The sequence below is a fragment of the Exiguobacterium sp. AT1b genome (genome assembly GCF_000023045.1).
Lineage (GTDB): Bacteria > Bacillota > Bacilli > Exiguobacteriales > Exiguobacteriaceae > Exiguobacterium.
Map to the genome: position 1 here is coordinate 896,500 of NC_012673.1, position 13,938 is coordinate 910,437.

14 protein-coding genes and 1 pseudogene are annotated in these 13,938 nt (G+C 49.9%); 5 read left to right on the forward strand and 10 right to left on the reverse strand.

Annotation, left to right across the window (positions count from 1 at the left end; translation table 11 throughout):
• The 3 genes from pgmB to EAT1B_RS04745 all read right to left on the reverse strand — a co-directional run bounded on the left by pgmB (position 1) and on the right by EAT1B_RS04745 (position 2,332).
• Positions 1–666, reverse strand: coding sequence for a beta-phosphoglucomutase (gene pgmB, locus EAT1B_RS04735; RefSeq protein WP_012726996.1), 666 nt, complete (start codon positions 664–666; stop codon positions 1–3).
• Positions 667–866: 200 nt separating this feature from the next.
• On the reverse strand, positions 867–1,202 hold the full coding sequence (locus EAT1B_RS04740; RefSeq protein WP_012726997.1) for an Asp23/Gls24 family envelope stress response protein: 336 nt from the start codon (positions 1,200–1,202) through the stop codon (positions 867–869).
• A 74-nt stretch (positions 1,203–1,276) separates the two neighbouring features.
• Positions 1,277–2,332, reverse strand: a complete 1,056-nt coding sequence (locus tag EAT1B_RS04745) for an acyltransferase family protein (protein ID WP_012726998.1) — start codon at positions 2,330–2,332, stop codon at positions 1,277–1,279.
• Between the two features lie 326 nt (positions 2,333–2,658).
• Here EAT1B_RS04745 and EAT1B_RS04750 point away from each other — a divergent pair, with 326 nt between their 5' ends.
• Positions 2,659–3,147, forward strand: coding sequence for a hypothetical protein (locus tag EAT1B_RS04750; protein WP_012726999.1), 489 nt, complete (start codon positions 2,659–2,661; stop codon positions 3,145–3,147).
• 5 nt (positions 3,148–3,152) lie between these two features.
• Here EAT1B_RS04750 and EAT1B_RS04755 read toward each other — a convergent pair whose 3' ends face one another.
• Together EAT1B_RS04755 and EAT1B_RS04760 are read right to left on the reverse strand one after the other, a co-directional pair.
• Positions 3,153–3,752, reverse strand: a complete 600-nt coding sequence (locus tag EAT1B_RS04755) for an alpha/beta hydrolase (RefSeq protein ID WP_012727000.1) — start codon at positions 3,750–3,752, stop codon at positions 3,153–3,155.
• A pseudogene (locus tag EAT1B_RS04760) lies at positions 3,749–4,692 on the reverse strand (ring-cleaving dioxygenase). The gene EAT1B_RS04755 and the pseudogene EAT1B_RS04760 overlap by 4 nt, the downstream one beginning before the upstream one ends.
• Positions 4,693–4,809: 117 nt before the next feature.
• On the opposite strand from EAT1B_RS04760, the gene EAT1B_RS04765 reads away from it, so the two are divergent.
• The 3 genes from EAT1B_RS04765 to EAT1B_RS04775 all read left to right on the forward strand — a co-directional run bounded on the left by EAT1B_RS04765 (position 4,810) and on the right by EAT1B_RS04775 (position 7,373).
• Positions 4,810–5,700, forward strand: coding sequence for an ABC transporter ATP-binding protein (locus EAT1B_RS04765; protein WP_012727001.1), 891 nt, complete (start codon positions 4,810–4,812; stop codon positions 5,698–5,700).
• Complete coding sequence (locus tag EAT1B_RS04770; protein WP_012727002.1) at positions 5,690–6,883, forward strand: ABC transporter permease; 1,194 nt, start codon at positions 5,690–5,692, stop codon at positions 6,881–6,883. Before EAT1B_RS04765 ends, EAT1B_RS04770 begins: the two co-directional genes overlap by 11 nt.
• Positions 6,884–6,947: 64 nt before the next feature.
• Positions 6,948–7,373, forward strand: coding sequence for a hypothetical protein (locus EAT1B_RS04775; RefSeq protein WP_012727003.1), 426 nt, complete (start codon positions 6,948–6,950; stop codon positions 7,371–7,373).
• A 66-nt stretch (positions 7,374–7,439) separates the two neighbouring features.
• On the opposite strand, the gene EAT1B_RS04780 is transcribed toward EAT1B_RS04775, so the two are convergent.
• Both EAT1B_RS04780 and EAT1B_RS04785 read right to left on the reverse strand, forming a co-directional pair.
• Positions 7,440–8,039, reverse strand: coding sequence for a helix-turn-helix domain-containing protein (locus EAT1B_RS04780; RefSeq protein ID WP_012727004.1), 600 nt, complete (start codon positions 8,037–8,039; stop codon positions 7,440–7,442).
• Between the two features lie 90 nt (positions 8,040–8,129).
• Entirely contained in the window at positions 8,130–8,630 is a 501-nt protein-coding gene (locus EAT1B_RS04785; RefSeq protein ID WP_012727005.1) for a PTS glucose transporter subunit IIA, read from the reverse strand.
• A gap of 208 nt (positions 8,631–8,838) precedes the next feature.
• Here EAT1B_RS04785 and EAT1B_RS04790 point away from each other — a divergent pair, with 208 nt between their 5' ends.
• Positions 8,839–10,533: a M3 family oligoendopeptidase gene (locus EAT1B_RS04790; RefSeq protein WP_012727006.1), complete on the forward strand. Its 1,695-nt coding sequence runs from the start codon at positions 8,839–8,841 to the stop codon at positions 10,531–10,533.
• A gap of 765 nt (positions 10,534–11,298) precedes the next feature.
• Here EAT1B_RS04790 and EAT1B_RS04800 read toward each other — a convergent pair.
• From EAT1B_RS04800 to EAT1B_RS04810, 3 genes are all read right to left on the reverse strand, one after another.
• Positions 11,299–12,360 carry a DUF389 domain-containing protein gene (locus EAT1B_RS04800; protein WP_012727008.1) on the reverse strand — a complete coding sequence of 354 codons (1,062 nt, stop codon included), beginning with the start codon at positions 12,358–12,360 and terminating at the stop codon, positions 11,299–11,301.
• A gap of 134 nt (positions 12,361–12,494) precedes the next feature.
• Complete coding sequence (locus EAT1B_RS04805; protein WP_012727009.1) at positions 12,495–13,388, reverse strand: aldo/keto reductase; 894 nt, start codon at positions 13,386–13,388, stop codon at positions 12,495–12,497.
• Positions 13,385–13,888: a cupin domain-containing protein gene (locus EAT1B_RS04810; protein ID WP_012727010.1), complete on the reverse strand. Its 504-nt coding sequence runs from the start codon at positions 13,886–13,888 to the stop codon at positions 13,385–13,387. The genes EAT1B_RS04805 and EAT1B_RS04810 overlap by 4 nt, the downstream gene beginning before the upstream one ends.
• Between the last annotated feature and the right edge of the window lie 50 nt (positions 13,889–13,938).

Genomic DNA, 13,938 nt, shown 5'->3' on the forward strand with positions numbered 1-13,938 from the left:
TTACACGTGAACGCGTTCGAGGATGCGTTCAAGCGAAAGTTCGTCAGTAGAAGCGACGATGAGGTCTGCATGACCAAGCATCGATTCTTCTCCGACGGCGACAGCAAACATATTTGCCGCTTTGATTGCAGTTACGCCGGCAGCCGCGTCTTCAACGCCGATGGCGAGTTCGGGTTTCACGCCAAGGGCAGAAGCGGCCTTCAAAAACACTTCGGGGTGTGGTTTTGACTGGGCGACAGTTGCTGCATCGACAATATGGTCGAAGTAATGGCGGACACCAAGTGCATCAACGACCGCAAATGCGTTCTTTGATGCAGAAGCCATTCCGATTTTGAGTCCCGCCTCTTTGATTTCATCGAGGAATGAAACGATACCAGGAAGAAGATCGTCGGATGAGATATGTTGAATGAGTTCAACGTAGTGCTCGTTTTTCTTTTGTGCGAGTTCTTCTTTCTCTTCCGGTGTGAAATCGTTCTGTTTACCGCCGAGCGTAAGGATCCGCTCAAGCGACTCAGTCCGACTCACGCCTTTGAGCGTTTCGTTGAATTCGCGGTCAAATGGAATTCCGAGCTCTTCACCGAGCTGCTTCCAAGCGAGGTAATGGTACTCTGCCGTGTCAGTGATGACACCGTCCAAATCGAAAATCACTGCTTCAATCGTTGACATACATGCTTTCCGCCTTTCCTTCAAATGCTTGTGTCGTCAGACTACATTTAGGGAACTTGACAAGTACCCGTCGCACGTTTGGTCAATGATGCAAACGGTTGCACTTGTTCGATTTCTATTATAAATGAAAACGTTATCTTGATGCAACCGTTTTCGCAAAAATCAAAAAAAGAGAAGAGCCTGTGCTCTCCTCTTCCTTATTACAGCTGAATCCCGACCACTTTCACGTTCACAGAACGTGGTGTCATCGCAAGCATTGTGTCCATATCTTGCGTGATGCGCTCTTGGACGGCCGTCACCGTTTTGATGATTGACTGTCCGTAAGCGATGTAAAGTGATAGGTTGATGGTGATGCCTTCGTCCGACTCATCGACTTTCACATGTTTCATGAGCGCACGCTCTGACAATTTCGTATCTTCTTGCGTGAACGAGACGTGTTTCGTTTCTTTGACCGCGACCGCGGCAATCATTTCAACGACGTGACGTGATACGTTCACGTCGCCTTCTGTGCTGTGCATTCCATTTTCGTATGGCATAGGGTCACTTCCTTAACTCTAGTTTCGTTTCTTCTTAATAAAGTGTAGCGGAAATGTTGCGTTTAGAAAAGACTTTACCCTTTTACACCCTTCGTATTTTGGACACGCTTCACGTCAATCTCGACGAGCGGACGCAAGAGACGGACCATCGGTGGACTGATAATCACGAGGACCATCACAAAGGCGACCCCGAACAAGACGAGCAGTTGCATCCAAGATGTCGGCATGAATCCTGCCGGTATGAACGCCTTCCAGGCGACGACAAAGAAGACGTGGACGAGATAGACGTACAGACTATACTGTCCGGCACGCGAGAAAATCGGCAGCTGTCGTCCCGGGATGATGAGCGCGAAGCTGATCGACATGAGGAGCGACACCGTATAGACGATCAAGAAGGCGAACGGACCGCTCCACATCGCCTCAGGGACGGCCGTGTCATAGGCGAAACGGAATTTGAACAAGTTGCCGATATGGTAGAACGTATCGTCTTGTTGGACGCGCATGGAGACCAAGAGCCCCAGTGTGAGCGTAGTGAAAACGATCGCCCCGCCGATGCGGTATCGGTTCCGGTGCTCGGCCCGTTTCGGTAGCTCAAAGAAGTTGAGCGTATTGCGCTCGGACATCCAGTTCCCGATCAAGAAGAACGGATAGAACATGATGACTTTCCTTAACGCGAAATACCCTGTCGCCTCGGCTTGGAATCCGAACAGGAGCGCGAATAATAGTGCATACAACACGTACCCCTTCAGTTGTGTCACGTACGGAGTGATGATGTACCAGAAAATGATGGCCATCAGATACCAAAGCGCCCAGTATGGCTTCAACAAATTCAGTCCCGGATTTTCAAGTGAGAAAATCGGGATCCCTTCTGTAAACGCGAACCATGACCCAAGGATGACCTGCCAAATGACATAGACCACGAATAACTGGATCACGCGCAAATAGCGGTTCTCCCGATAAAAGTAACCGCTCAACATGATAAACAACGGCATGTGGAAGGTATACAGGAACAGATACACCCACTTTGGTAAAATGTCGTCATAAGCGCCGCGGACATCGGTCAACAAGTGTCCGAAGACGACGAGTAGGACGAGTACTCCTTTAATATTGTCATACCAATAATTTCTCATAACATTCCCTCTAGTTCTCTATGATGACTGCAATGAAGCTGACCTTCATGTTTTCACGTTCTCTTTATAGACAGAATCCATGAAGGTCATGGAAAAATCCCTCACCTATCATAAGCGATTCCTCCGCAAAGTGAAATTACGTTTCAACAAAATTTTCATGTCTTCACTGTCATCATTCCCATAATTCGAGGAATACAAGCCGAAACGTCAAAAAATCCTCACGATTCAGCATGTTGTGCGCGTATTCAAATAGACGGGATTGGGTACAGTATAGTATAGTAGTGTTACTAAATATTCAGAATATTCTAATAAAGGAGGTGGAGAGAATGGCATCGATCATCCGGAATCGACATCATATGGTGCACGACCCAAAACGTTCATTCTCTAACTTCGGATTCTGGTGGTTCGTCAGCGTCTTTTCCGTCGGATTGCTCCTTGTCGCCTTCGAGTCCGTCCGCAACGGGTTCTCTGCCATTCATCCTGTCTTATCTAGCATGGCTTTCCTCGGTCTCACGTTCGTGCTCGGTGTCTGCGCCAAACTGGCTCGTGACGTCTGGTGGCTCAACTACTTACTTGAGCGTACCCAAAACCGCTACTTATACATCGGTGGCGACACGCTCCAAAGTTGGCAGTATACGCTCGACTCGATTTGGTTGCTCACGCGCACCTCACAAAAAAAGCTCGGCCGATTGTATATCCAAATCGACCGAACTGTGCGTGCTGAGGAAGCGAAACGTTTATTCGCCGCCTATTTGATTGACCGAGGTGTCCTCGTTGTCTATTCTCGTCCGAACAAACCGAAGAAAATGGCTTGAATGAATCAGTCGAGATGTGCGGCAATCCATGTCCGTGCTGCCTCGACTTCTTCCATGCGAAGTTCATGTCCCCCAAAGTGATAGAAGAGTTCGACATCCGCTCCCGCGCTTCGGAGTGTCGATGTCAGCTCTTCTGTTTCTGTTTTCGGGCAAATCGGGTCACGTTCGCCAGCCGAGATGAACACGTTCGACCCTGACAAGTCAGGTAGCGTCAATGAACGGTCCGGTACCATCGGGTGGAACAGGAGTGAAGCAGTGAACGCCTGATGACGGTAAAGCGCCGACCCGATCAAATTCGCCCCGTTCGAATAGCCGAGCGGGATCATCTTGTCTCGGTCGATGCCATACGTTGTCGCCGCTTCATCTAAAAAGTGAAGGAAGCGTTCTGTCTGTTTCTTTAAATCTTCAAGGTCGAGCACCCCTTCCGCGTGACGACGGAAGAAACGGGACATCCCGTTTTCGATGACATCCCCTCGAAGCGTCAAGATGTTCGCCTCGGTCGACAGTTCTTTCGCGAGCGGAATCAAATCCTGTTCGGTCCCTCCAGTTCCGTGCAATAAAACGAGTGTCGTCTCTTTGGTACCTTGAATGAATTGATGAATCATATGCGTTCTCCTCTCGGGATCGTGATTGTTGGTAGTGTGCGGACGATTTTATCTCGGTCCGCTTCGAGCCATGGCGGTAAGCGCAACGTCTCACCGAGCGTGTCAACGGATTCGTCCACGGTGAATCCAGGTACGTCCGTCGCGAGTTCGTGCAGGATACGTCCGGCATCATGGAAATAGACGGAGCGGAAATAGTTTCGTTCTTTCACTTCGGTCGGTCTTAACCCAAGGTCAAAGATGGCATCTTGCCAGGTCGGATAATGGTCTCCGTCGGTAACGCGCCACGCGATGTGATGAACCGTTCCCGTTCCAGGGACCCCGTTTGGTAAAATCGTTTTCTTCACATCGATGACGTTCCCGTAATCGGCTGACCCTTTCAAACGGATCCACTCTTCATCCTCTGCGACCCGTTCAAAGCCGAACAGTTCCGTCAACAAGCGCACGGTTTCGTCCGGTGCTTTCGACAACAAAGTCGCTCCGGCGAATCCGACAATCGCTTCATGTTCTGTGATACCGGGGATGACCCAGCGTGTCTGTTTAGAGCTCGGTCGGGCGACGAGTTCGACGACGAGTCCGTCCGGGTCTTCAAATAAAAGTGATGCCTCGCTGAACCGTTCAGTGGCGACGGTCGCAATCCCTTGCTGTTGTAGTCTTTCTTCCCAGAACGGTAAACTTCCTGCCGGTACGAGATAAGTCGTCACGCCAACCTGTCCGCTCCCGACCTGCCCTTTCCCTAATCCAGGAATCGGGAAAACGTGATCACCGTTCCTGGTGTCCCGACTTCGTCCCCAAAATAGAGATGATACGTGCCCGGGTCATCAAAATTGACGGTCTGCTTCACGAAGCGGAGACCGAGCACCTGTCCATAAAAATCTAGCGTGCGTTGTGGGTCTTGTACCATCGACGAAATGTGATGGATTCCCGTAGACTGCGTTTTCATTGTCATCCTCCTTTTATTATCTTGATTTCAAGATAAATCATTTACCAGAAAAAGTGAAACTTTTTGCTCAAGGTGGCGTACGATAGAAGAAGAGACATTCTAAGGAGGGAATAGAATATGGCATTACATATCGAACGCGTCACCAAGGAGTTCGGTGACTTTAAAGCTGTCGACGACCTCACATTCCGCGTCCCACAAGGGGAAATGTTTGGTCTGCTCGGTGCAAACGGTGCCGGCAAGACGACGACATTCCGCATGATCCTCGACATCCTTAAGCCGACCGATGGAAGCATCACGTGGAACGGCAAGGCGGTCGACCATCGCATCGTCGGCTATTTGCCCGAAGAACGTGGCCTGTATCCGAAATCCCAAGTGCGTGAACAGCTCGTCTTTCTCGCAAGCCTAAAAGGCATGCGCGGGAGCGACGCCAAACGCGCGGTCAAGTCGTGGCTCGAACGCCTCGAAATTCCTCAATATGAGACGATGCGCGTCGAGCAGCTATCAAAAGGAAATCAACAGAAGATTCAGCTCGTCGCCGCCCTGCTCCACAATCCGGAACTCGTCATCTTAGACGAACCGTTCAGCGGGCTCGACCCGGTCAACGTCGAAATTCTGAAGCGTGAAGTTCTCGCATTGCGTGACGCCGGGACGACCATCGTCTTCTCGAGTCATCGAATGGAGCATGTCGAAGAATTGTGTCAACACGTCGGCATCTTGAAAGGTGGCCGTGCCGTCGTGAGCGGTGACGTCCCGACAATCAAGTCAAGATACGAAGAGCCTGCCCTCTTCATTGAAACGGACCAGATTCACATTCTCGAGTCGCTCCCAGTCGTGGAGACAATCGAGCCCTACAAATCCGGTCATCTCGTACGCTTGCATTCTTTCGAAGATAGTGACGCCGTCCTATCGGCACTCGTCCGTCATCAGGCGAACGTGAAGACGTTCATGCGCCAACCGGTATCGCTCAATGACATCTTCATCAAGGAGGTCGGACAGCATGTTTCATAACTTTGGACCACTCTATGCGTTCACACTCAAATCGAGAATTCGTTCGAAAGCATTCCTCATCTCGACGGCGTTGACGATCCTGTTCATCTTCGGGTTTACGAACATCGACCGCATCATGTCCTCCTTCGAGGACTCTGAACAGGCGAGTGCTCTCGTCGTATCTGAAAACACAGAACTCGTCGACACGATGAAGTCTCTCGGCTATGAAGACGTCGCCTCTAGCGAAATCACGGAAGAAGAGGCGCGGGCCGGCATCAATGACGGGGAATACGGCGTCGTCGCCTTTGTTGACGGCTATGATGCCCGCGTCATCTCCGAACGCCCGGAACAGGAGTTCACGACTCTTTTACAAACATCCTTACAACAGTTACGCAATGCGGAATTGATCGAATCGTCCGATGTCGACCCGGCCGTCATCGCTGCCCTCAGCGAACCGATTCAACTCGACGAGTCCTATCTCGGACGCGGTGGAGAGAACTCGGATGAGCTCCTCTCGTCCTCGGCGCTCGTTTACGTCATGTTGATGCTCTTGTACATCTCGATCATCACGTACGGATCGATGATTTCAACAGAAGTGACGACGGAGAAGTCATCGCGTGTCATGGAGCTCATCATCTCGACGACTCATCCGGTGACCCATATGCTTGCGAAAGTGACCGCCATCGGGACGCTTGCCCTCATCCAAATCGGAATCTTCCTCGGGTTTGGTTATGTGAGTGCGAGTGGTAGCGAACTGGCGACGACGGTCATCGAGAACGCCGGCAACGCACGGGCCGTCATCTATCTACTCGTCTTCTTCTTGCTCGGATACTTGTTGTACGCCTCACTCTTCGCCGTCCTCGGCTCACTCGTCAGCCGAGTCGAAGAGTCACAACAAATGGTCATGCCGGTCATCATGCTCCTCGTCGCCGCATTCTTAGTGGCGATGTTCGGTTTGAACAACCCGGATGCGACCATCGTGACCATCCTCTCATTCGTCCCGTTTTTCGCTCCGATGCTCATGTTCCTTCGCGTCATGCTCGTCGATGTGGCCGTATGGGAAGTGGCGCTCTCCATCGGGTTACTCATCGGAACGATCGGTGTCACGTTGTGGATTGGATCGAAATTCTATCGTGGTGGCGTCTTGTTCTATGGAACGAACGCCATTAAACAATGGCGACAAATATTACAAAACCGTCAATAACGTTTACAGCAAATTCGTTTTCGTTTACTCTAAAGAATGTGCAAAATGAGGAGGAAAACGAACTATGCGATCACGATTACTCGCAGCCTTAATCTTTACGTTTATGACGACGCTCACGACGTTCATCTGTTACACCGTCTTCTTAGACGCGGATGCGTTATGGCAAATCCTGCTTGCGTATGCAGGCAGTACGTTCATCGGAACGCTCGCGTTTTGGTATCCGGTCAGCAGACGTTCTCAAACGTCCCGCTTCGGTGGCGCATGGGTCGGCATCATGATTACTGCAACGACACTCATTGGCTTCACCGTCATCCGCTTCACATTCCGCGGAGACGCAGCAGCATTGCTCGACTGGCAAACGATGCTGGCGAGTCTTGCCTACACATTCGGTTATGTCGGATGGGTGCTCACAATCTTGAATATCGTGCTCGGCTTCTTACTCGCCGGCACACGTCCAAAAGTACGCTACGAAGCGCGTCCGATGCGCTGATTGAAGTGACCGGGAGATTCTCCTGGTCACTTTTTTGTGCACAAAAAACCGTAGAATGCTCTACGGTCATTGCAATTTATAGGATTTGTCCACGACGCCATACTCTGCGTACTGGAATGAGTTGTCCGCAAATTGGTCTGGGACGAGACGTTCCACATAGCGAGCGAATGGGACGATGTGACGCGTCGTGTCATGTGACCGTCCGAGGTCAAGCACCGCATCGACGAGCGCTTCGAGTGCATGGTGTGACGTCGGTTCCTCGTCTTCTTTGAAAATGCGATGTAACTCCTCTTCGTGCATTAGGTCAAAAATGCGCATCCGCTCCTCGAGTTGGCGCTGCATCTCCTCGACGGACTTCCCGTGCATCGCTTCTTCATAGGCGAGCTTCATCTGTTCGAGTTCCGGTACTTTTCCTCGCATGAGTACCTTGAGCGATTCCCCCGTCCAAATATGACGTGCCAAATAGTTCGGGTCGATTTGCAAAGCGTCTGCGAGCGCCTCTATGTAAGGCATGGTCGGATAGACCTCACTCAATTCGGTACGCCGAATAAAGTACGGGGCGACGCCAATCCGTTCCGCAAGCGTCTCAATCGACAATCCTGCCCGTTCCCGTAATATTCGAATCCGATCCCCGTATCCCCGGTATGGTGCATTTTTTCCATCCATCTCAATTCCCCCTTCCCTCTCTTCATTATAATTCCCGCATTCGCAAAAAAATACTCGGAAGCCTAAGCTCCCGAGTCATGGGTCGTCTTCTTATTTCTTTGTCAATTCGACGACTTCCGAAGATCCAGCTGTCACCGTGTCGCCTTCTGCGACAAGTTTGTTCACGCCGAAGCTGTCGTGGTTCGTGATGATGATCGGAGTGATTGTCGATGGCGCGTTCGCTTTGATGAAGTCGAGGTCGAACGTGACGAGTGGGTCGCCTGCTTTGACAGACTGACCTTCTGTAACGTGTGTCTCGAAGCCTTCACCTTTAAGGTTGACCGTGTCCAAACCGATGTGAATCAAGTATTCCGCACCGTTGTCCGCGTTGATACCGATCGCGTGTTTTGTTGGGAAGACTGTCGCGATTGTTCCGCTAACCGGTGAGACGACTTTTCCTTCTGTCGGCTCGATCGCAATCCCGTCACCCATCATTTTTTGTGAGAATACTTGGTCCGGTACGTTCGTGATGTCGACGACCTTTCCTGTAAGCGGTGAAACCGCGTTGAGTTGTTCTTCTTTACCACCAAAAAGTTTTTTAAAGAATCCCATAGCTTAATCCCTCCAACATGTTCTATTGAATCGAAGTCTCCACTTTTATACCCGAAAAGCTAATACTTCAATCCCTACCCCATTAACGGTATAGTTGTAATAAGGTAGTGCGAAATCGTTTTACACATCGTAAGAATACGAGTGTGCAATCGCTTTTGCAAGCCCTTTTTACACTTTGTAAAAATTTCACACGATGGAGGCGCTTACAATGACGACTTTCACAAAATTGTCATATGAACGGCCCGACTTGGACGCTTTAAACAGCAGATTGTCGGACTATTCTGCCGAATTACAGCAAGCCAGCACACTTGAAGAAGCGAACGAACTCATTCGCCAAATCAACAAAGAACGGAACGATTTTGAGACACAAAGTCAACTCGTCGCGATCCGACATTCGGTCGACACACGCGATTCGTTTTACGAAGAAGAACAAGCCTTCTTTGACGACGCACTTCCAGTCTATGAGAAGGAGATTCAAGCGTACTATCGCGTCTTGACGAACCACGAGCTTCGCACTGAACTCGAAGCGGAATGGGGCAGCCAATTGTTCTCGCTCGCCGAACGCGCACTCGAAACGTTCGAGGAGTCACTCATCCCGAAATTACAGGAAGAAAACCGCCTCGCGACCGCTTATCAAAAGGTCATGTCCGCTGCGCAAATCGAATTTGACGGCAAGACGCTCAACTTGTCACAGTTCGGTCCGTATCTCCAATCACCAGACCGTGATGTCCGAAAAGCCGCATCTGTCGCCCGCTATACATACCTGTCAGACAATGGCGACGAGCTCGACCGCATTTATGGGGAACTTGTACGCGTCCGTACGGAAATCGCTCATGCGCTCGGCTTCCCTTCGTTCGTCGAACTCGGTTATGCACGGATGCAGCGTGTCGGCTATGACGAGTCGATGGTCGACAACTTCCGGAAGCAAGTCCGTGACGTCATCGTCCCGCTCGCATCTGCTTTGAAAGAAAAGCAGGCGAAACGAATCGGCGTCGACCACCTCTATTACTACGATGAGTCATTCGTCTTCCCAGACGGAAACGCGACACCACAAGGGGATGAGTCGTTCATCATCGAAGGCGGAAACAAGATGTATCGTGAGCTCTCAAACGAGACGGACGAGTTCTTCCAATACATGCAGGAACGCGGCGCCCTCGACTTGACGGCGAAACCAGGGAAATCCGGCGGTGGCTATTGCACGTACTTGCCGTCTGAAGGGCTTCCGTTCATCTTCTCGAACTTCAACGGGACGGCCGGCGACATCGACGTGCTCACGCACGAAGTCGGTCATGCCTTCCAAGTGTATGAGAGCCGTCATTTGACGACACCGGAATACGCCTTCCCGACATATGAGGCGTGCGAGATTCACTCGATGTCGATGGAATTCTTCTGTTGGCCATGGATGGAGCTCTTCTTCGGCGACCAAGTCGACAAGTATAAGTTCAATCACTTGGCCGGTAGCATGACGTTCCTTCCATATGGCGTGCTCGTCGATGAGTTCCAACACGTCGTCTACCGCAACCCTGACATGACGGCAGCCGAGCGTCGTCAGGCGTGGCGCGATTTGGAGAAGGTCTATCTCCCGCACCGCGATTATGAGGCGAACGACTATCTCGAGTCGGGCGCATGGTGGCACCAACAAGGCCACATCTTCCAAAGCCCGTTCTACTATATCGACTACACGCTCGCACAAGTGTGTGCGTTCCAGTTCTGGGTACGCATGCATGAAGACCGCGAAGCGGCATGGAGCGATTACCTCACACTCTGTCAGGCAGGCGGAAGCCGCTCGTTCCTCGAACTCGTGGAACTGGCGGGTCTCAAGTCTCCATTCGCAGACGGCGTGTTGAAAGAAACGATTGATCAAATCGAAGACTATCTCTTGAAACATCCACTTGCGAACTAACAAATAAAATGATTACTGAATTTTTCTTCCGCCCAATAGGCTTACCATACAAAATTCGGGCGCGTTGGAAAAATGACGTTTCAGGATTATTTTATTCACTCGATATGAAAAATAGCAGAAATAACTCTACTGAATTCGAGTTATTTCTGCTATTTGTTTTTTTATTCTTTTATGACTGATACCCAAGAGAATTCAGATTTTAAGCAACACGGTTTTGCACTACTTAGTTTAGACTCTTCCCTACAAAAAAATTCACTACATATCGATTAAGAAGTAAGAAGAAGACAACAATTAAATTCATCTCACTTCTACCATCGTTACTTATAACCATATAATTTAATGTAACAAGCAATATTAATATATTGAGAGCTTGCAACAACAACAAATTTTTAACTTTATGATATTTTGTACTTTCAATATTTTTAGTTTCAAGCTGCATTCTATTTTTTTCTTCTAAAAACACAAAAAGTAAATCACTAGAAAATTGCTTACGTTTAAATTTGTACAGAGCAAAGACCATACATAAGACTATTGAAATCTCAAAAAATAAAAGTACATTTAGAAACATGAAAACTCCTCCGGTAAACTAGTTTAAGTTAATCGCTTCGTGTATCACGATCATCAATAGTCATGTACGTCTATTTTACTTCAATCATTCTGAGATTCCAGTTACCTTTTTAAATGAAAGGGAAATGTGATGATCATCTAGCTCATATAAAGAAATCATTTTCAATCACCAATCCATAATTAAAAATAATCAAAATACTAATTCATCTCATTTTGCAGTTCGAACGGCAAGTCCTCCAAATCGATTTGACGGCTGTCGAACAAGTTGAACTGTTGCAGGCGACTTTCGAGATAGTCTTGTAAAATGCGAGCTGCCTGTTCTCCAGATAAACCGTTCAGATCCGGTACTTGTGTCACGGACAATTCAATCGCATGTAGCCCATAGTCCGGCAGACGTGATTCAATATCGGCTAGTTCTTCCTCGGTCAACCGTTTCCCCGTCGTCGTCACGAGAAGCAAATCATCATCTTTCTGATAGTCCTGACTGATAATGATGGCTTCTGAAAACTCTTCTTCGATGAAATTGTTGATTCCCGTCCGGACGATGCTGTCTTGAACGAGCGTCGTGGCCGAAAAGATACTCGGGACGACGATGAGGACAGACAACCCGATGAGAAGTCGATTGATTTTTTTATGGTTCGCGTCTTGTTTCGTCAACACTTGCGAGATGCCCATGAACTTGACGCCGATGAACGTCGCAATGGCGATGAACGCACAGTTGATGACGAAGAGATAACTCGACCCAATCAAATAATCGACGTTCCATGTCGCAATCGAATAGCCGACCGTACAGAGCGGTGGCATCAAGGCGGTCGCGATGGCGACACCTGGGACGATGTTGTTACTCATCTTCTTTTGTGCCCCGATGATGCCGGCGGTTCCCCCGGCGAAGGCGATGATGACATCCCAAATCGTCGGTTCGGTCCGGGCAATGATTTCATTACTCGCATACGTAATCGGTGAGATGGCGAAATAAATGGTCGCGACGGTGAGACTGACCGCGACTTGGACGAGCAACAAACGAACACCCGCTCGAAGAAGTTTCATGTCATAGAGCGACAAAGCGAGACCGATACTCAGGATAGGCGTCATGAGCGGCGAAATCAACATGGCCCCGATAATGATGGGGATGGAGTTCATATTCAATCCGATTGACGCGATAAAGATGGAGCACATGAGGATAACGGAATCACTCGGGCGTACCTTTAAATTCGAGTACATCTTCTCTTTGAATTCTTCAGCGGTGTACGTTTGTTCCATATAGCGTTCAGCTCCCTTGTCGTATCGATGTCATCTACACAAGCAAGTCCTTCCTATATTTACCCGCAACCTGTAAAGGACAATCGATTTCCACAGAAGAAAAACTGGACCTTTGTTTGGCCCAGTTCACATCGTCAAATGACATCTAGCGGTTGTTTCGTCGTCGGTGGAGGGAACGCCTCATCGAGCGCCGCGAAATCTTCCTCACTCATGTCGAGCAAGAGCGCCGCCGCATTCTCTTCGACATGCTCAGCCTGCCCGGCTTTCGGGATGGCGATGACGTGTCCGCTCCGGATCGTCCAGGCAAGCAAGATTTGTGCGACGGAGGCACTATACGCCTCTGCGATCCGATTGACCGTCTCGTTTTCGAAGACGTCTTTTTTCACGTCACTTCCCTCGGCGAGCGGCGCGTACGCCATGACGGGAATGCCTTGTTCTTCTAGATAAGGAAGGAGGTCGTACTCAATCCCGCGACTGCCAAGATGATAGAGCACTTGATTGACCGCGCACTTGTCTCCATTCGGTAGCGACAGCAATTCTTCCATGTCGTCCACATCGAAGTTCGAGACCCCCCATGCCCGAATCTTCCCGTCCGCTTTAAGCTGTTCCATCCCTTGAATCGTTTCCTCGAGCGGGGCATCGCCTCGCCAATGGAGTAAGTAAAGATCCAGGTAGTCCGTCCCGAGTCGCTCGAGCGACGCATCACATGCGCTGACGAGTTTGTCGCCATACGCATTGTATGGATACACTTTCGAGACGAGGAAGACGTCCTCACGTCGGTCTTGAATGGCTTCTCCGACCAACTTCTCAGACTCCCCTTCCCCGTACATTTCCGCCGTATCGATAACATGAAGTCCGCAGTCGAGTCCTGTCCGAAGCGCTTCGACCTCGGCATCATGCTTCGATTTGTCTTCCCCCATACGCCACGTCCCTTGCCCGAGTGCGCGCATCTCGCGGCCATCTTTCAATTCGACGACGTTTTGTTTCAAAGCTGCGAGTAATAAAGAATGTGGTAGTCGTTGATTCATAACGTTTCCTCCTTTGTCCATTCCTCATGTAGTGGGCCCGTCGTCCCGAAGACGGGGTCAAACTTCGGCTTGTCGACTTGTTCGATTCGCTTCACATTGTCCGGTCGTTCTTCCGTCTTCCCGGTCAACGTATCATAGTCACGACCGTCCGGGTATGCCCCGACGACTTGAAAATCTTCGCTCATTTCAATCCGCCGATGTCCCGTTCCCGCCGGCAAGACGAGGACATCACCTAGGCGGACGCGGACGAGGTCACCGTTCGTCCCTCCGAGTTGAAGAGTCGCCTCACCTTGTAATACGCCTAATACTTCATGCGTGTTGCTGTGATAGTGATGATAATCGAACACCCCGTTCACCCAACTGTTCGTCCATTCATTATGGGCGAACGTCTCTCGCATCCCGCTCGGGTCATCAAAGACGCCACGATAGAGGAGCGCCGGATAATCCGGATGGTTGGGAATGGAGCCGTCATCTGTAAACAAAAAAGTTTTCACATCCATCCTAATTCCCTCCTTGTCTCTGTCCCTGTACCCGACTTGTCACAACGAAA

Excerpts from the sequence above, each read along its gene's own strand:
- pgmB (WP_012726996.1), bottom strand. The coding sequence starts at position 666 with ATGTCAACGATTGAAGCAGTGATTTTCGATTTGGACGGTGTCATCACT.
- EAT1B_RS04740 (WP_012726997.1), bottom strand. The coding sequence starts at position 1,202 with ATGCCATACGAAAATGGAATGCACAGCACAGAAGGCGACGTGAACGTA.
- EAT1B_RS04745 (WP_012726998.1), bottom strand. The coding sequence starts at position 2,332 with ATGAGAAATTATTGGTATGACAATATTAAAGGAGTACTCGTCCTACTC.
- EAT1B_RS04750 (WP_012726999.1), top strand. The coding sequence starts at position 2,659 with ATGGCATCGATCATCCGGAATCGACATCATATGGTGCACGACCCAAAA.
- EAT1B_RS04755 (WP_012727000.1), bottom strand. The coding sequence starts at position 3,752 with ATGATTCATCAATTCATTCAAGGTACCAAAGAGACGACACTCGTTTTA.
- EAT1B_RS04765 (WP_012727001.1), top strand. The coding sequence starts at position 4,810 with ATGGCATTACATATCGAACGCGTCACCAAGGAGTTCGGTGACTTTAAA.
- EAT1B_RS04770 (WP_012727002.1), top strand. The coding sequence starts at position 5,690 with ATGTTTCATAACTTTGGACCACTCTATGCGTTCACACTCAAATCGAGA.
- EAT1B_RS04775 (WP_012727003.1), top strand. The coding sequence starts at position 6,948 with ATGCGATCACGATTACTCGCAGCCTTAATCTTTACGTTTATGACGACG.
- EAT1B_RS04780 (WP_012727004.1), bottom strand. The coding sequence starts at position 8,039 with ATGGATGGAAAAAATGCACCATACCGGGGATACGGGGATCGGATTCGA.
- EAT1B_RS04785 (WP_012727005.1), bottom strand. The coding sequence starts at position 8,630 with ATGGGATTCTTTAAAAAACTTTTTGGTGGTAAAGAAGAACAACTCAAC.
- EAT1B_RS04790 (WP_012727006.1), top strand. The coding sequence starts at position 8,839 with ATGACGACTTTCACAAAATTGTCATATGAACGGCCCGACTTGGACGCT.
- EAT1B_RS04800 (WP_012727008.1), bottom strand. The coding sequence starts at position 12,360 with ATGGAACAAACGTACACCGCTGAAGAATTCAAAGAGAAGATGTACTCG.
- EAT1B_RS04805 (WP_012727009.1), bottom strand. The coding sequence starts at position 13,388 with ATGAATCAACGACTACCACATTCTTTATTACTCGCAGCTTTGAAACAA.
- EAT1B_RS04810 (WP_012727010.1), bottom strand. The coding sequence starts at position 13,888 with ATGGATGTGAAAACTTTTTTGTTTACAGATGACGGCTCCATTCCCAAC.